Origin of the sequence: Microbacterium sp. LWO13-1.2 (assembly GCF_038397725.1) — a bacterium.
GTDB lineage: Bacteria > Actinomycetota > Actinomycetes > Actinomycetales > Microbacteriaceae > Microbacterium.
Window position 1 is genome coordinate 1,536,884 of the sequence record NZ_CP151634.1, and the last position, 16,738, is coordinate 1,553,621.

14 protein-coding genes are annotated in these 16,738 nt (G+C 67.4%); 7 read left to right on the forward strand and 7 right to left on the reverse strand.

Annotation, left to right across the window (positions count from 1 at the left end; genetic code table 11):
• The first annotated feature begins 77 nt into the window (after nt 1–77).
• A complete protein-coding gene (locus tag MRBLWO13_RS07245; RefSeq protein WP_341977448.1) occupies nt 78–1,310 on the forward strand; it encodes an ROK family transcriptional regulator in 1,233 nt (410 codons plus the stop codon).
• A 66-nt stretch (nt 1,311–1,376) separates the two neighbouring features.
• Here the strand turns inward: MRBLWO13_RS07245 and MRBLWO13_RS07250 are convergent, their stop codons facing one another.
• Nucleotides 1,377–2,780 (reverse strand): ricin-type beta-trefoil lectin domain protein, encoded by a 1,404-nt coding sequence (locus tag MRBLWO13_RS07250; protein ID WP_341977449.1) that lies wholly within the window; start codon nt 2,778–2,780, stop codon nt 1,377–1,379.
• A 157-nt stretch (nt 2,781–2,937) separates the two neighbouring features.
• On the opposite strand from MRBLWO13_RS07250, the gene MRBLWO13_RS07255 reads away from it, so the two are divergent.
• Together MRBLWO13_RS07255 and MRBLWO13_RS07260 are read left to right on the forward strand one after the other, a co-directional pair.
• The gene (locus MRBLWO13_RS07255) at nt 2,938–4,383 is read left to right on the forward strand and encodes an alpha-L-arabinofuranosidase C-terminal domain-containing protein (protein WP_341977451.1); all 1,446 of its coding nucleotides are present in this window, start codon (nt 2,938–2,940) and stop codon (nt 4,381–4,383) included.
• Nucleotides 4,384–4,406: 23 nt separating this feature from the next.
• On the forward strand, nt 4,407–5,372 hold the full coding sequence (locus MRBLWO13_RS07260; RefSeq protein WP_341977453.1) for a glycoside hydrolase family 43 protein: 966 nt from the start codon (nt 4,407–4,409) through the stop codon (nt 5,370–5,372).
• Nucleotides 5,373–5,405: 33 nt separating this feature from the next.
• Here MRBLWO13_RS07260 and MRBLWO13_RS07265 read toward each other — a convergent pair whose 3' ends face one another.
• The 3 genes from MRBLWO13_RS07265 to MRBLWO13_RS07275 all read right to left on the reverse strand — a co-directional run bounded on the left by MRBLWO13_RS07265 (nt 5,406) and on the right by MRBLWO13_RS07275 (nt 10,496).
• Nucleotides 5,406–6,011: an antibiotic biosynthesis monooxygenase gene (locus tag MRBLWO13_RS07265; RefSeq protein ID WP_341977456.1), complete on the reverse strand. Its 606-nt coding sequence runs from the start codon at nt 6,009–6,011 to the stop codon at nt 5,406–5,408.
• A 172-nt stretch (nt 6,012–6,183) separates the two neighbouring features.
• Entirely contained in the window at nt 6,184–7,167 is a 984-nt protein-coding gene (locus MRBLWO13_RS07270; protein ID WP_341977458.1) for a hypothetical protein, read from the reverse strand.
• 521 nt (nt 7,168–7,688) lie between these two features.
• Complete coding sequence (locus MRBLWO13_RS07275) at nt 7,689–10,496, reverse strand: immune inhibitor A domain-containing protein (RefSeq protein WP_341977460.1); 2,808 nt, start codon at nt 10,494–10,496, stop codon at nt 7,689–7,691.
• Between the two features lie 236 nt (nt 10,497–10,732).
• Here MRBLWO13_RS07275 and MRBLWO13_RS07280 point away from each other — a divergent pair, with 236 nt between their 5' ends.
• The 4 genes from MRBLWO13_RS07280 to MRBLWO13_RS07295 all read left to right on the forward strand — a co-directional run bounded on the left by MRBLWO13_RS07280 (nt 10,733) and on the right by MRBLWO13_RS07295 (nt 15,230).
• On the forward strand, nt 10,733–12,235 hold the full coding sequence (locus MRBLWO13_RS07280; RefSeq protein WP_341977462.1) for a CoA-acylating methylmalonate-semialdehyde dehydrogenase: 1,503 nt from the start codon (nt 10,733–10,735) through the stop codon (nt 12,233–12,235).
• 15 nt (nt 12,236–12,250) lie between these two features.
• Entirely contained in the window at nt 12,251–13,435 is a 1,185-nt protein-coding gene (locus MRBLWO13_RS07285) for an acyl-CoA dehydrogenase family protein (RefSeq protein WP_341977464.1), read from the forward strand.
• Nucleotides 13,432–14,334, forward strand: coding sequence for a 3-hydroxyisobutyrate dehydrogenase (mmsB, locus tag MRBLWO13_RS07290; RefSeq protein ID WP_341977466.1), 903 nt, complete (start codon nt 13,432–13,434; stop codon nt 14,332–14,334). The genes MRBLWO13_RS07285 and mmsB overlap by 4 nt, the downstream gene beginning before the upstream one ends.
• Nucleotides 14,335–14,453: 119 nt before the next feature.
• The gene (locus MRBLWO13_RS07295) at nt 14,454–15,230 is read left to right on the forward strand and encodes an enoyl-CoA hydratase-related protein (RefSeq protein WP_341977468.1); all 777 of its coding nucleotides are present in this window, start codon (nt 14,454–14,456) and stop codon (nt 15,228–15,230) included.
• 47 nt (nt 15,231–15,277) lie between these two features.
• On the opposite strand, the gene MRBLWO13_RS07300 is transcribed toward MRBLWO13_RS07295, so the two are convergent.
• Genes MRBLWO13_RS07300 through MRBLWO13_RS07310 form a run of 3 tightly spaced genes read right to left on the reverse strand, consistent with a single transcriptional unit; the run spans nt 15,278 to nt 16,726 of the window.
• Nucleotides 15,278–15,721 (reverse strand): YdeI/OmpD-associated family protein, encoded by a 444-nt coding sequence (locus MRBLWO13_RS07300; RefSeq protein WP_341977470.1) that lies wholly within the window; start codon nt 15,719–15,721, stop codon nt 15,278–15,280.
• Nucleotides 15,718–16,188 (reverse strand): SRPBCC family protein, encoded by a 471-nt coding sequence (locus MRBLWO13_RS07305; RefSeq protein ID WP_341977472.1) that lies wholly within the window; start codon nt 16,186–16,188, stop codon nt 15,718–15,720. Before MRBLWO13_RS07305 ends, MRBLWO13_RS07300 begins: the two co-directional genes overlap by 4 nt.
• Before the next feature lies 1 nt (nt 16,189).
• Entirely contained in the window at nt 16,190–16,726 is a 537-nt protein-coding gene (locus MRBLWO13_RS07310; protein ID WP_341977474.1) for a MarR family transcriptional regulator, read from the reverse strand.
• Nucleotides 16,727–16,738: the final 12 nt, after the last annotated feature.

The following is a 16,738-nucleotide window of genomic DNA, read 5'->3' on the forward strand; positions in this document are numbered from 1 at the left end:
TGGCGAAGGTCGGCGCACAGCGCCCGACGTGCGCCGAGTGAGGGCGGGAACGCGGTGCACGAGCAGAGGGAGTGAGTATGGGGCTGGCGAGGCGGACATCGCGGGATATCCGCAGCGACTCGCGCGTCGACGTCCTCCATGCCGTCCTGTCTGCGGGCCAGACCACGAGGAACGGCGTGGCACAGTCCACGGGGCTGAGCCCGGCCACGGTGGCGACCATCGTCGGCGAGCTCATCGACGAGGGCATCATCGCCGAGACCCGCGGTATCGCGGGCGGCATCGGCCGACCGACCGCGGTGATTGGCATGAACGGCGACCGCGGGCGGGTGGTCGGCATCGATGTCGCCGAGACCTACGTGCGCACCGTGCTCTTCGACACCGCACTGACCCAGCTCGCCACGACGGTGACTGAGCGCGACGAGCACATCCTCGACCCGGCATCCGTCGTCGAGGAGATCGGGGGCGCGCTCGATCGGATGCTGCTGCAGGAGAACGTCTCGCGGGATGCGCTGCTGGGCGTCGGAGTCGCCCTTCCCGCCCTCGTGCAGGAACCCTCCGGCGTCTCGGTGCTAGTGCCGAACTGGACCTGGCACTCCGTCGAGCTGGAGCACCTGCGCACCCGGGTCGGCCTGCCGCTTGTGATCGAGAACCCGCTGAAGGCCATGGTCGCCGCCGAACTCTGGCTCGGTCGAGGCCGCTCGGCGGCCAGCCTCGTCACCGTGAACCTCGGCACCGGCGTCGGAGCGGGCATCGTCCTCGAGGGGCGGATCCTGCGCGGTGCGACGAACTCTGCGGGGGAGTGGGGGCACTCCCTGCTCGTCCTCGACGGACGGCGCTGCCGCTGCGGGCGAAACGGCTGCGTCGAGGCGTACATCGGGGCACCCGGCATCCAGCAGACGCTCCGCGAGATCGCGCAGGACCATCCGCTGGCCGACGTCGCCCTGCAGGCCGACTTCATCGCCGCACTCGCGGCTGCCGCGAACGCGCCCGAGCCGGATCCGGCCGTCGCGGAGACGCTCGACCGGACCGCCTACTATCTCGGGTCCGCACTCGCAGACCTCGTTGCGATCGTCAACCCCGAGGTCGTGACGCTCACCGGCTGGACCACTTGGGGGCTGGGCTCCCACCTGCTCGAACCGGCTCGCCGTCACCTGCGGGAGCAGTCGCCGGGGCATGCGGGCGGAGACGTAGAGCTGGTGGTGTCGACGGTGTCGGGGAACCCGGTGGCGACCGGCGTCGCCCTGATCGCACTCGAGCGCTCTCTCGTCGACGCGGGGTTGCTGACGACGCACATCCCCGTCGCCCTCTGAGCGCAGGTGAGACGCAGAAGCCCCGCGACCCGATCGGGTCGCGGGGCTTCTCCATGATGGCGGTGGCTACCCGCGCGTCCACTGCTGGGTCGGCGAGGCGGGGTCGCAGGGTGCCAGCGCGAGGCCCCACTCGTTGGCCGGCGTCGCCAGGCAGAGTCCTGGATCTGCGCCGCTGCTGATGGTGAGGTCGGCGTTCACCAGCCACTGCTGTGCCGCGTCGCCCGAGCAGTCGGCGATGGCGAGGGGGCTACCCGCGACCAGGCCGCCGACGGCTTCGACGCAGAGGTCTCCGTAGACCGAGAGCTCGCCGGCATCCGTCGCGTGGAACGACTGGTTGCCGCCCCCGTTGCAGTGCCACAGGCCCAGCTGCGTGCCGGGAGTCGTCGAGCCGCCGGGCACGTCGACGCACACGCCGTGCGCGACGCTCTTCAGGGGTTCACCGGGGGGAGCCGGCGGCAGGTCGTTGAGCTGCTCCTTCTTGAGCAGGCCCCAGCCCCACTGGAGCTGGGCGAGACCGGACTCGTTCGTCACCTCGAGCCCGCCGTCATCTGTCTGCTCCGTCAGCGTGTACGAATCGCCGGTGCGAAGGCCGGGCCAGTAGACGACGCCCATCCCCTGGTCGCGAGTGACCTCGGTGAGAGCACCGAGGTACGCGGTCGACACGTCGCCCTCGTGGTTGCCGTAGTTCAGGCCGGTGGTCATCGGGGATCCAGCCTCGGAGACCAGGGTGCGCCAGCCGTACTCGCCGATGCGGGGCAGCAGGTTCGCCTTCCACTCGTCCTCCGTGGTGTGGCTCGCCCAGAAGCCGTAGAAGTGCAGCGACAGCAGCGTGCCCTCCAGCTCTTCGGCTGCGCCGACGCCGGTCACGTCGTCGTTGTAGCCCGTGCCGGAGATGATCACGCGCTTGCGCGGCACGGCGGCATGGTCGTCGAGCCATCCGGATGTCAGCGACACCCACTCGTCGAGCGTGTAGCCGAACGGCTCGTTCATCGGCTCGAAGTAGACCTTCGGGTTCTTGCCGTACTCGGCCACCACGGTGTCCCACATCGCGTCGAAGGCGGCAGCGTCGTCCGCTCGCCCGTCCTTCGCGTTGTCCGCCTCCCAGTAGCTGAGGATGACCTTGAAACCGCTGTCGACCGAGGCGTCGATGGCCGCCTGATACGACGCCCACCAGTCGGTGCCGACGCTCGAGGGGTTGATCGGCAGGCGGACCGTGTTGGCCCTGACCTCCGCGCGGAACTCGCCGATGATGGCGGCCGACTTGTCGTATGTCGTGTCGTAGTCGTCGGAGGTGCTGAGGCTGGACGGCACGACCTCGTCGTCTGCATAGTTGTCTCGGGGGTCGGCCCAGTTCACCCCGCGGAATTCGTTGGTACTGTGCGGGCCTCCCTGAGCTGCGGTGGCGGGCAACGGGGCGATGCCCATCAGGAGGGCGGCGGCCGCGACGGCCGCTCCGATCTGTCTCTTCATCGGGATCCGTTCGGTTCGGGTGCGCGACTCTGCGCGGGCGTCGACGGGTATCGACACTCGGCCAGCGTTGCACGGGAGGCGTTAATACTCAAGGGTTAAAACAACGGTGAGAAAAAGTACTTGCGGTTCCGCCGCCAGGCTCTATAACGTTGCAGGAATGATCACCGCCGTCGTTGAATCTGCCTCGCCCGTCATCGATCGCCGCATCTACGGACAGTTCGCCGAACATCTGGGGCGCGGCATCTACGAGGGTCTCTGGGTGGGTGAATCCTCCGACATCCCGAATCGCAACGGCTTGCGGATCGACGCGATCCAGGCCCTGCGCGACATCAAGGTGCCGGTCGTGCGGTGGCCGGGCGGATGCTTCGCCGACGAATACCACTGGCTGCAGGGGATCGGGCCCGACCGGGGCGCGATGGTGAACACGCACTGGGGCGGCGTGGTCGACCCGAACGAGTTCGGCACCCACGAGTACTTCGAGCTGCTGAACCAGCTCGATGCCGAGGCATACATCAACGGCAACGTGGGCAGCGGCACCGTCGCCGAGATGCAGGACTGGATCGAGTACATGACGCTCGACAGCCACACGCCGATGGCCGAACTGCGTAAGAGCCACGGGCGCGCGCAGCCGTGGAAGGTGCAGTTCTTCGGCGTCGGGAACGAGAGCTGGGGATGCGGCGGCAACATGATGCCGTTGCACTATGCGAACCTGTACCGGCAGTACCAGACGTACGTGCGCGACTACGGAGACAATCGCATCACCAAAGTCGCCTGCGGCGCCAACGCCGACGACTACGAATGGACCGATGTCCTGATGGCACGCGCTGCGGGTCACATGGACGCGCTGAGCCTGCACTACTACACGCTCCCGACCGGGAACTGGGACGTGAAGGGCGCTGCTCGTGGCTTCGACGACGCGGCGTGGTACGAGACCATCCGTCGCACCCTGTTCATGGACACCCTGCTCACTCGCCACGGCGAGATCATGGATCGCTACGACCCCGCGAAGCGCGTCGGGATCTATGTCGACGAGTGGGGGACCTGGTACGACGTCGAGCAGGGCACCAATCCCGGCTTCCTGTACCAGCAGAACACGATGCGCGATGCCGTGGTGGCAGCGCTGAACTTCCACGTCTTCCATCGGCACGCGGCGCGCGTGCGGATGACGAACATCGCGCAGATGGTCAACGTGCTGCAGGCGATGCTGCTCACCGACGGCCCGAGCCTGATCAAGACGCCGACGTACTTCGCCTTCGCGCTGTACACCGATCACCACGACGCGACACTGCTGCCGATCGAGGGTTCGCTGCCGCCGCACACCGACGTCACGGCTTCTCGCAAGGACGGGGCCGTCACCGTGAGCGCCGTGAACTACGCGCTGGATCGCCCTGCCCGGATCGAGATCGACCTGCCAGGGGCCATCGGCACCATCCGGCGCAGCGAGATCCTCGCCGGATCATCGACCGACCACAACACCTTCGAGGTGCCATCCGCCGTGGGTCTGACGGCGTTCGAAGGCGTTGCAGTGACCGGGTCGCGGCTGGTGCTGGACGTGCCGCCGTGCAGCGTCGTCACCGTTCGGGCAGACGTCGCGGGCGTCTGAGGCTCCCACCTCGTGAAGGGATCATGACGATGCAACGACTCGACGACTTCTGGGCGCACGACCCGTTCATCCTCCCGTACGCGGCGGATTCGACCTACTACCTGTACACCGCGGCGCGGGACCAGCCGGCCGTCGTCGCGTACCGCAGTGCCGACCTCGATAACTGGGATGATGAGCCGGTCGTCGTGTTCCGCGTGCCGGAGGGATCATGGGCCTCCGCGACCGAAGCGCCGTGGGCGCCGGAAGTCCACGAATACCGTGGTCGCTTCTACCTGTTCACGACGTTGCACGACTCGTCACGGCAGCTGGACGTGCCCGGTGGAGCGCGGTTCCGAGCGTTCGCAGAGGACGGCGGCTCCGCGTACATTCCGACGGCGAGGGGCACGGTGATCGCCGTGGCCGATCATCCGGCCGGGCCGTTCGAGCTGCTGCGCGCCGACGCGCCCGTCGCGCCGGCCGAGTTCATGACGCTCGACGGCACCCTGTTCGTCGATGACGACGGTGCGGCGTGGATGGTCTACGCGCACGAATGGGTGCAGATCTTCGACGGGACGATCGAGGCCGTACCGCTCGCGCTCGACCTCACGGCGGCCTCCGGTGATCCGATTCTGCTCTTCCGCGGCTCGGAGGCGGCGCTGCTGAGAACGCTGCCGCCGAGCGCCAGGACCCGGATGCCGTACGTCACCGACGGTCCGCAGCTGAGGCGGCTGCGCAGTGGCGCGCTCGTGATGCTGTGGGCGACCTATCATCCGCGCGACGACGGATCCGACTACGTCGAGACGATGGCCGTGTCGCGCAACGGACAGCTGACGGGACCCTGGGAGCAGCTCGAGACCCTGGTCGACGGCAACGCGGGCCACGGCATGCTGTTCGACACGTTCGACGGGCGCACGATGCTCGTGCTGCACCGCGGGATGGGGACCCCGCGTGTGCGTGCCGAACTGCACGAGGTCGTCGAGACCGAGGATCGCGTTCGTCTCGTGGACTGATACGGATTCCACTCGAGCGATTCGAAACGTCTGTCAGCGGGCGAGCCAGTTCCGCAGCGAGCGCGTGACCCACGGCAGCACCCAATAGGTCATGATCGGGGTGAGCACGAGCGTGGTGATGAGTACGCGCAGCCAGATCGGCAGCACGTCGCCCCAACCGGGTATCGGGTTCATCAGATAGGTGAAGCCGACGTTCAGCGGGAAGAATCCCAGCCAGATCGCGACGGCCTGCTTCCAGCGCGGCGGTGCGGTGACGACCTCTGTCGCACCGGTGGCGGCATCCACCACCGTGATCGATCCGGTCGCCGGCTCATCGAACCAGCCCTCGATGCCGGTGCGACGTTTCGAGCGCTCGCTGCGGACGAAACCCTCGCCCATCGACAGCCACCACTCGCGCTCAGCGGATTGCTCCCAGGCCTCGAGGGTCTCGGTGCCCGCGAACCGGTAGAGCATGTGCCACACCTGCGAGTTCTCGCCGGCTCGCACCCACCCAGATCCGAGGAACCCGGGATACTTGCTCGCGAGGTTCAGGCCCGTCTGCACCCATGCGGTCGCCTCGGCGATGCGGGCGGGATCCACCTCTCGACGGATGGAGACGGTGATCGGCTCGCTGGGCAGCGTGCGGGATTCGCGGGACATCGTGGCCTCAGGAAAGCAGGCGTGCCCGGATCACGGGCACGCCCGAGTGCGGATGCGCCAGGGTATCGGCGCTGTGTCAATTCTACTCCGGCAGCCGGCTGGGGTTTCAGAGAGCGCAAACGGCTCGAAAAACCGCCCGGATTGAGCCGTTTGCGCTCTCTGAATCGGGTTCTCAGCGGCTGAGAGCGGCGGCGACGCGGCGGATGAGTTCGGCCCGGTTCTTCAGCAGCGACGAGGTGACCTCGATCACGTTCCAGCCGTCGGCGCGGAGGGCAGCGATCCGCTCGACGTCACGCGCCCAGCTCTCGCCGTGCAGCATCCCGAGATACTCGATCGCGACCCGCTTCTCGCGATAGGCCATGTCTACGCATCCGAGGAAGTGGCCGCGCCCGTCGAACAGGTCGACGTTGAGTTCGGGTTCCGGCAGGCCGGCGCTCACCAGGATGTACCGGACCATGGACTCGCGCGGCGACCAGGAGTCTTCGCGGATCCATTCGAGCGCCTCGCGGAGGCGGGATGCTCCGTGCCGGCGTCCGGCGTCGACGGCTGCCTTCAGGTCATCGACGGTTGCCAGCGGCTCGCGTCCGGCATGCGGACGGCCATAACTCTCCCGCCATCGACGGCAGAAGTAGTCGCCGAGTGCGATCAGATCGGGAACCGACAGGGAACCGAGAGACGCCCACGTCGAGGCAGGTGAGGAGAGCCGAAGCCCGCTGTGTTCCCGCACCGTCATGAGGCTGGACAGTGTGCGATGCCCGGCGACTCCCGCCGCGCGCGGGAGCGGTGCCGGACCAAGCGCGCACACGTGGAGGTCGAGGTGCGCGAAGTCCAGCGGTCTGCCTCGCGGGTCGACCTCGAGCGGCAGCGGGGCGCCCCACGCCGACGCGGCGGTCTGCCGGCTGAAACAATGCCCCGGGTGAAGCCGTGCTTCATACTCTCTGGCACGCATCACGCGAAAGAGCCGCTGTCGTTCGTACGGATCATCGGTCTGCACCGTGTCTGGGCCATCGGCGGCCTGCGTCTGAATGCGCACGCCGTGGAAGGGGCGAGCGAGGTCTGAACCGCGCAACCTTCCTCGACCGATTCCGTTCGCTTTCGCGACGGTGACAGTGAAGGCGGAGCCGAGGTGTGTCGGCAGATTCTGCTTTCGTCCCATGGCGACACCGTGCCAGGATCGTCGCCGGCTTCGCAGAAGTTGTCCACAGGAGGCCCCTCCTCAACTTTTAAAGAGCGCAAACGGCTCGAAAATGGCCGGAGATCGAGCCATTTGCGCTCTTTGAAAGGGACCGAGAGGAAAGAGAAGACCCCCGCCGACCCGATTCGGCGGGGGTCTTGCGGTTTGTGAACCGCGGTGGGAGCGACGAGAGCGCTCACCGTGCGCGGAATCAAATGACTACCCGATCCGGTCTAAGTCCATCCGCGCACCTGCAGGTATACGGAACGAAGGTGTCCGGATGGTGAACCGGCGATGAAGGTCTCCTCGTGCGCCTGAGCATCGAGCGGAAGCAGAGTTCAGCGGGTTCGCCGCGGCGGCGGCACTTCTCCTGCTCGCCGCCGGTTGGCTCCTGCTCGCGCGGCGTAGCGCCGCCTGAATCGAGGCGACCGGACGTCGCCCACAAAGAAGCGCCGGCTCTGACCTGTGTCAGAACCGGCGCTTCTGTGCTCAGCCCGTCGGGATCACTCCGCGCGGGGCGGCGTGACCGTGATCAGCGCCGCGGTGTCGTTCTGCATCGACTTCTTCACGGTGACCACCGTGCCGTAACCGACTCCTGCATCCGCCGGGTTTCCGGTGCCGAGCACCGTGAATCCGAGGTCGAGGCCGTACACGTCGGTTGCGGGGGTGCCGTCCGGGTTCACCACTCGCGTGGAGTACGGCGCTTCATTCACCGACGGCACGACCACAGACGCGTCACGCAGGCGGTTCAGCAGCTGGCCGTCGCGCAGCTCGATGCCGGCGACCCAGCCCTGGTCGTCGGTGAAGGTGCTCACCGGCGCCTGCGGGGCGAAGGTCGTGCACGCCTCGTTGCTGAGCGCGGCGTCGACCAGGCAGTCCTTGAACGACGCGGTCGGCACCAGGCCGAATGCGGCGTTCGACGACTGCGCGCGAGTCGACACGTTCTTCAGCAGCGACGGGTCGAGCTCAGCCTCGGCGCCGGTGCGGCGCAGCGGGTCGAAGTGGCTGTCCACGAGCAGCAGGCCGCCCTTGGCGCCGTAGCTCGGCAGGTTGGTCAGGTTCGAGCTGACGTGGTTCACGTCACCGTAGGCGGTGTCGCGGTACCAGATCAGTGCGCCGGGCGCGTTGTACGGAACCTTCTCGACCTTCCAGCCTTCAGCGGAGTACACGGTGGTGTACCCGTACTTCAGGCCTTCATCGAAGCCGTCGTAGTTGCGCCATTCGACCAGGTAGTACTGCGCCTTGACCTGGGTGCCGCTGTCGCGGTGCCATCCGGCTCCTGTCGTGTCGGTCCAGCTTTCGACGGTCGCGGTCCAGCCGTTGTCGCCGGACTCGACGTCGTCGGTCCACACCCCGGCGCCCGCGCTGGTGAGCGCGAAGTCATCCGAGAACCATCCGCGTTCTTCGAAGCCGGCATCCGTCGCCTCCCGCAGGCGGATCTGGATGTTCTGGCCGGCGAACGCCGACAGGTCCACGTAGTCGTGACGCCATCCACCGGAAGAACCCGTGAGACCGTACTTCTTGTTCCCGTAGTCCTTCATCCGCCCGTTCGGGTCGGAATAGCCGTCATCGGTCGAGACCAGTGCACCGGACTCGTCGTAGACCTTCTGCTCGGTCCAGGTGGTTCCGCCGTCGGCCGAGACCTCGACGAAGCCGTAGTCCCAGTCCTCTTCGATGACGTAGTCGTTCCACATCCAGAACCTGGCATCGGCCGGTACCGACTCGATCGTCCGGGTCAGACGCACATCGGCCCAACTCTGATCCGCGCCGGAGTACCACATCTCCGCGCCGCTGTGCGGCTGGGCGAGAACGATCTCCTTGTCCGGAAGGTTGATCTTGATGCCGTCCTTCGTGCCCTTCTTCGGGCGCGACGTCTGACCGACCTTGACGGTGGTGGTGTCATCGCCGGGGTTCACGACCTGAGGGTCGACCCAGCCGAGCACCCACTTGTCCCAGAGGCCCATGTGGGTCGGCATCGACTGGAAGATCGGCCCCGAGTGCGATCCCGAGCTCATCAGATCCCAGAAGTCGATGTCGGAGTTGCCGTTGTTCGACGTGTCGTACAGGTCGGGCAGGCCCAGGTCGTGACCGTACTCGTGCGCGAATACGCCGACGCCGGAGTCCTCGGGCTGCACGATGTAGTTCGAGATCTGGAAGTCGGTGCCGGGGATGACGGCTCCGCCGGCCACGGCTGAGGAGTGCGCCCAGATCGCGTAGGTGCCTTCCTTTCCGCCGCCGCCCGACTTGTCCTCGCCCGCGTGCACCAGCACGACGTGGTCGATGACGCCGTCGGGTTCGTTGACGTTGCCGTCACCGTCGCGGTCGCCCTGGTCCTCGATGTCGTAATCGGCCCACGGGAAGTCGGGGTTGTCTGCGGCGACTGCCGCGACCGCGTCGATCGGCAGCTGTCCGGGGCCGAGTGGGTTGTCCGGGTGACCCTGCTGGTCCTGCATGGGGCCGGCCTCATACTCGCCCTCGTCGTTGAGGTGGCACACCGTTGCGCCGTAGTAGCCCTCGGAGTGGGGCACCGAGACCCATGCCGTCGCCTCGCCGCTGAGCGAGTACGCGCCGCGGGACATCTCCTCGTACATGTTCTTCATCGTGTAGCCGGAGATGTCGAAGCCGGGCTGTCCGTCAGGTCCGGTCAGGTCGGTGCGCACGCGCTCCGTGATGCCGTCTTCAGAGAAGAGCATCTTGTTGTAGTGCTCGGACGAGAAGTCCGGCACCCACATGCTGTTGTTGTCCGCCTGTGCGGCATCCGCCGGATTCGGGATGTTGTTGTGCAGGGTGGGCCCCTGCTCGCTGCCGGGCATGCAGGTCGTGGCGCCGAACTCGGTGGGCACATAGACGTCGGAGAAGTCGTCGGTGCCGTCGAACTCGACGAGGATCGTGAGCAGCTTCGCCTGCTGAGTGGTCTTGGAGTGCTTCAACGCCTTCGGGCTCTTGCCCGTCTTGATGGATTGGGCCTCGGTCTTCGCCAGCTGCCTGGCCGCCACCGGATTGCCGTGCGCGTGCTTCTCATCGTTCTTCTGCGCATGCTCCAGAGGGGAGCCGCCATAGGGCCCTCTGGCGTTGCCGCTGGTGATCACCGAATCATCGGAGGAGTCGAATGCCCCTTCCGCCCGCGGTGCCACGTAGTTCATGTAGTACTCGTCGGCGCCGATGACTGCCGGTGCCGGTGGGGCATCAGCATCCGGTGGGGCCGCGGTGGCCGAGCCGGATCCGAGTGTCACGAACCCGGTGGCCGCGAGTGCGAACGCCGTGCTCGTGGCGAAGGCACGTCGTCGTGCCTGAGCCGTCCATTGAGACATGTTTCTCCTTTTCGCGCGCGCCAGGGCGAAAGGTCATCGCCACGGTGCGATCGGGTTGTGCGCCGATCAGGCGCACCGAACAAGATCTACCGTGCACCGCGCCGCAACGGAAGAGGTGGCGGGAGATTCGTGTGGCTTCGGTGCAGTCATCCAGATACAAGGATCTCCTAGTAAATAATCGGATGCCGGAGTAACATCGTCATTGTGCCAATGAAGGCACGGAGGGATGTCACACAATGACTCGTACTATCCCGCACTTCGTGGGCGGATCGCTTCTCACCCCTGACGGCGGACGCTTCGCCGACGTCTTCGACCCGAGCACCGGATCGGTGCAGGCGCGCGTGCCGCTCGCCTCGCCCGACGAAGTGCGACGCGTCATCGACAACGCCGAGGCGGCGCAGCCGGAATGGGCTGCGACCAACCCGCAGAAGCGCGCCCGCGTGCTGCTGCGCTTCCTCGATCTCGTGCAGAAGGACATGACGGCGATCGCCCGGCTCCTCTCCAGCGAGCACGGCAAGACGCTCGACGACGCGAAGGGCGACATCCAGCGCGGCCTCGAAGTCATCGAGTTCGCGGCCGGCGCGCCGCATCTGCTCAAGGGCGAGTACTCCACCGGCGCAGGGGCCGGTATCGACGTCTACTCGATGCGGCAGCCGCTCGGTGTCGTCGCAGGCATCACCCCGTTCAACTTCCCGGCGATGATCCCGCTGTGGAAGGCGGGCCCCGCGATCGCGGCCGGCAACGCCTTCGTGCTCAAGCCCAGCGAGCGCGACCCTTCGGTTCCGGTGCGACTGGCCGAGCTCTTCCTCGAGGCGGGCCTTCCGGCCGGCATCCTCAACGTCGTGCACGGCGACAAGGAAGCCGTCGACACGATCCTCACCGATCCGCGGATCCAGGCCGTCGGCTTCGTCGGCTCCACGCCGATCGCCGAGTACATCTACTCGACCGCTGCCGCGCACGGCAAGCGGGCGCAGTGCTTCGGCGGCGCGAAGAACCACATGATCGTGATGCCGGATGCCGATCTCGACCAGGTTGCCGACGCGCTGATGGGTTCCGGCTACGGCTCTGCGGGCGAGCGGTGCATGGCGATCTCGGTCGCTGTGCCGGTCGGCGAAGAAACGGCGGATGCGCTGGCGGCGAAGCTCACCGAGCGCGTCGCACAGTTGCGCATCGGCCCCTCGCTCGCCGAGGACGTGGACTACGGTCCGCTCGTGAACCGCGCAGCGGTCGAGCGCGTCGAGGGATACATCCAGCAGGGCGTCGACGAAGGCGCCACCCTCCTCGCCGACGGTCGCGGCTTCCGCGTCGACGGTCACGAGGAAGGCTTCTACCTCGGCCCGACGCTGTTCGACCACGTCACGACCGACATGACGATCTACCGGGAGGAGATCTTCGGGCCGGTGCTCGTCATCGCCCGGGCCGCCGACTACGAAGAGGCGCTGCGGATGGCATCCGAGCACGAGTTCGGCAACGGCGTCGCGATCTTCACCCGTGACGGCGACGCCGCCCGCGACTTCGCCGCCAGGGTCAACGTCGGCATGGTCGGCATCAACGTGCCGATCCCGGTCCCGATCGCGTACTACACCTTCGGCGGCTGGAAGAGGTCTGGCTTCGGCGATCTCAACCAGCACGGCGCCGACGCCTTCCGCTTCTACACGAAGACCAAGACGGTCACCAGCCGCTGGCCGGCGGCGGGCATCCGCGATGGCGCCAGCTTCGTCATCCCCACAATGCACTGATCTCCCGGAGCCACCATGACAATCAGTACCGTCACCACCACGACCGCCGAAGAACGCGAGGCGATCCTCGACGCCGTCCGCGAGTATGTCGACGCCGAGCTCGCGCCGCACGCGAATGAGCGCGACGAGAAGCACGTCTTCCCGAGGGAGTCACTGCAGCGCGGAGGCGAGTTGGGCCTCGGCGGCATCTACGTGCGCGAGGAGTTCGGCGGCACCGGCCTCAGCCGCACCGACACCGTCGCGATCTTCGAGGAACTCGCCAAGGGAGACCCGGCGGTCGCCGCCTACATCTCGATCCACAACATGGTCGTCTGGATGATCGACACCTACGGTGATGATTCGCAGCGCGGCGAGTGGTTGCCGAAGCTCACGGCGATGACCGATTTCGGCGGCTACTGCCTCACCGAGCCCGGCGCCGGTTCGGACGCCGCGAACATCGCGACCAGCGCTGTCCGCGATGGTGACGACTACGTGCTCACGGGCGTGAAGCAGTTCATCTCGGGCGCCGGCGAAGCCGCGGTCTACGTCGTGATGGCGCGCACCGGTGAGCCGGGCGCGCGCGGAATCAGCGCGTTCCTCGTCGCCGGTGACGCCGAGGGGCTGAGCTTCGGGTCCCTCGAGAAGAAGATGGGCTGGCACGCTCAGCCCACACGGCAGGTCATCCTCGACGGCGTGCGTGTGCCGGCGTCCGCCATGCTGGGAGAGCCGGGCAAGGGCTTCGCGATCGCGATGTCGGCGCTCAACGGCGGTCGTCTCAATATCGCCGCCTGCTCGCTGGGAGGCGCGCAGTGGGCTTTGGACCGCGCCGTGCAGTACGTGCACGAGCGGGTCGCGTTCGGCGAGCCGCTCGCCGAGAAGCAGTCGATCCTGTTCGCCATCGCCGATATGCGCACCGATCTGCAGGCGGCACGGCTCATGGTCCGCGACGGTGCTCAGGCGGTCGACGAGCACGCGCCCGACGCGACGATGCGCTGTGCGATGGCCAAGCGCTTCGCGACGGATGCCGGTTTCGATGTCGCCAATCGCGCTCTTCAACTCCACGGCGGCTACGGGTACCTTCAGGATTACGGGATCGAGAAGGTCGTCCGTGATCTGCGGGTGCACCAGATCCTGGAAGGGACGAACGAGATCATGCGCCTGATCGTCGGACGAGAGATGCTGCGGCCCGCCGGCTCCGGCTCGATGCGGAGCGCATCATGACCGCGACCGCATCGAAAGTGGTCGCCTTCCTCGGGCTCGGGCACATGGGACTGCCGATGGCCGTCAACCTGGTCAAGGCCGGGTACGAGGTGCATGGTTTCGACCTGGTTCCCGCCGCGGTCGAGGCCGCAGGAGAGGCAGGCATCCCGGTCGCAGCGAGCGGTGCGGATGCCGTCGCAAACGCCGATGTCGTGATCACGATGTTCCCCGCAGGCAGGCACGTGATCGACGCCTATCGGGGAGAGCTGCTGGCGGCAGCCCGGCCGGGAACGCTGTTCATCGAGTCCTCGACGATCGCCGTCGATGAGGCCCGCACCGCGCACGAGCTCGCGCTCGCCGCGGGGCACCGCAACGTCGATGCCCCGGTCTCGGGTGGTGTCGTCGGTGCCGAGAACGGCACGTTGGCCTTCATGGTCGGTGGCTCCGACGACGACTTCGCCGCTGCGCTGCCGCTGCTCGAGGCCATGGGCAAGCGCATCGTGCACTGCGGCGGGCCCGGACTCGGTCAGGCGGCGAAGGTGTGCAACAACATGGTCCTCGCGGTCTCGCAGATCGCCGTCGCCGAGGCGTTCGTGCTCGGCGAACGGCTGGGGCTCGAACACCAGGCGCTGTTCGACGTCGTGTCGCAGGCATCCGGTCAGTGCTGGTCGATCACGACCAACTGCCCCGTGCCCGGCCCGGTGCCGACCAGCCCGGCGAACCGCGACTACCAGCCGGGTTTCGCCGGTGCATTGATGGCCAAGGATCTCGGCCTCGCGCTGCAGGCGATCGAGCAGACGTCGACGGATGCGCAGATGGGCCGCCTCGCCCAGCAGATCTACGCGGCGTACGCGGCCGGCGACGGGGCAGGGCGCGACTTCTCCGGCATCATTACCGACATTCGCGAGGACCGCGTCTGACGCGTCGCAGCACTCCCCCCCCGGTCGTTGAGCGAGGGAGCCTGCGACCGAGACGAAACGCGTTCTCAATCACGCAACTCCCGCAATACTGAAACCACCCACGACGAAGCGGAGGCACGATGGCCGAGTACGAGACGATCCTGGTCGAGCAGCGGGGACGCGTGGGCTGGATCACGCTCAACAGGCCGCAGGCGCTGAACGCGCTGAACGGGCGCGTGGCCGAAGAGGTCACCGCGGCCGCCGTCGACTTCGATGCCGACGAGGGCATCGGCGCGATCGTGCTGACCGGGTCGGAGAAGGCCTTCGCTGCCGGTGCCGACATCAAGGAGATGGAGGGGATGTCGGCATCAGAGATGCTCGAGACCGACCACTTCGGCTCCTGGCGCGACTTCGCCGCCGTGCGCACCCCGGTGATCGCGGCAGTCTCCGGCTTCGCTCTCGGCGGCGGCTGCGAGCTCGCGATGATGTGCGACATCATCCTCGCCGCCGACACCGCGAAGTTCGGTCAACCCGAGATCAACCTCGGCGTCATCCCCGGAATGGGCGGCACGCAGCGACTGATCCGCGCCGTCGGCTACTACAAGGCGGCCGAACTCGTGCTCTCCGGGCGCTTCATGGGCGCCGAGGAGGCGGAGCGCGCCGGTCTGGTGTCGCGCGTCGTTCCGGCATCCGATCTGCTCGCCGAAGCGTCGAAGCTCGCCGAGTCGATCGCCTCGAAGTCGCTGCCCTCCGTCTACGCGGCAAAGGCTGCTTTGGATGCTGCGATGGAGACGACGCTCGCCGAGGGTCTCGAGCACGAGAAGCAGGCCTTCGCCGCGCTGTTCGACACCGCGGATCAGAAGGAAGGCATGTCGGCCTTCCGCGAGAAGCGTGTGCCGGACTTCCAGAACCGCTGAGCGTGGCTCACAACTGCGCAGTCATGCACGCCGCGGGCGGGTCGGAGTCAACCGCGCAGTCCATCGAGGATCTTCGCCAGACGCCGCTCGCGGGTGGCATCCTGCTTCGCCTCGGCGACGGTGCGGGCGTGCTCCTTGCGGATCGAGTGCGGCAGGGCGTCGAACAGCGCCCGCAGCTCCGGTTCGGCAGCCAGGGCTTCGGCGAGGGCCGGAGGGATCTCGACGACCCGCTCAGCCGTGTCCACCGTGATCGTGACCTCGATCTCCTGATCAATCTCCAGCCCGAGGTCGGCCCGCGTCGCCTTGCTGAAGCCGATCATGTTCTCCCCTCCCATCCGCGACAGCCGCAACCGGGCGCTCCGGTCGCCGAAGGAGACGACGACGGGGAAGGCTTTGCCGGCGCCGAGAGAGGCGACCTGCTCATCGCTGAGGAAGATCGCCGCGGCCGGTCCCCGGCCGATGAGGACGGTGTGCAGGTGCAGCGCGGTCATGACGTCAGCGTACGCCGCCGGCCCTCGACCTCGGCAGCCAGCACCGCGTTGCGCTCATCGATGATCCGTCGCATGTACGCGCGCATGAAGATCGCATCGACGAGTCGCCCGATCGGACCGAACGGAGATCGGAACGTGATCGTGTCGCGCATCAGCGTGCCCCGCGGATGCTCCTCGAAGGCGTGCTCGTGCAGAAACGCACCGAACGGCCCGCTGATCTGCCGGTCGCGGAAACCGCGAGGCGGATCGATGTCGAAGACGACCGAGCGCAGGCGGAACGCGATGCCGAAGTGCCGCGCGCGCCAGGTCACCGTCGACCCCTCGCGGAAGACGCCGCCTTCCGGCGCCTCCACCATGGTCTCTCCGAACCGCGCCATCGAGCGCACGTGCAGGCCAGGGTCGAGGGATGCGGCGAAGACCTCGGCCGGGGGAGCGGCGATGATCCGCTCCAGCAGGAACTGCGCCATCTCAGAGCGGGTCGGGCTGCGGGCGAGGATCGGTGAAGTCGCCGGCGTCTCTGCGCAGGCGGGCGACGATCCCGACGAGGTCGGCCGCGTCGTCGCGGCTGATGCCGGGGGCGGCGAAAACCTCGGAGTTCAGCGCCTTCGTTGCGCGTTCGACCAGCTCGCGGCCGGCATCCGTCAGAGCGAGGAGTGCGGCCCGACCGTCATGCGGATGGGGCTCGCGCACGATGAGTCCGTCACGCACCAGTCGATCAGAAGTGCTCGTCACCGTCGTGGCGTGCACCTGCAGGCGCGCGACCACGCTCGACAGCGGAAGGCGCCCACTGCGGCTGAAGGCGAGCAGGCGCAGCACCTCGTAACGGGCGAAGCTGAGTTCGAACGGCTTCAGCGTCGCTTCGACGCGGGCGAGCAGCAGTTGCTGCGCGCGCATCACCGAGATCACCACAGTCATGCCGTCCGCGGCATCCGTCCATCCGTGCGCGACCCATTGCCGCTTCGCCTCGGCGAGCGGATCCACGGGGAGCGGACGGAGTTGGGCCACGGCTCTACGGTA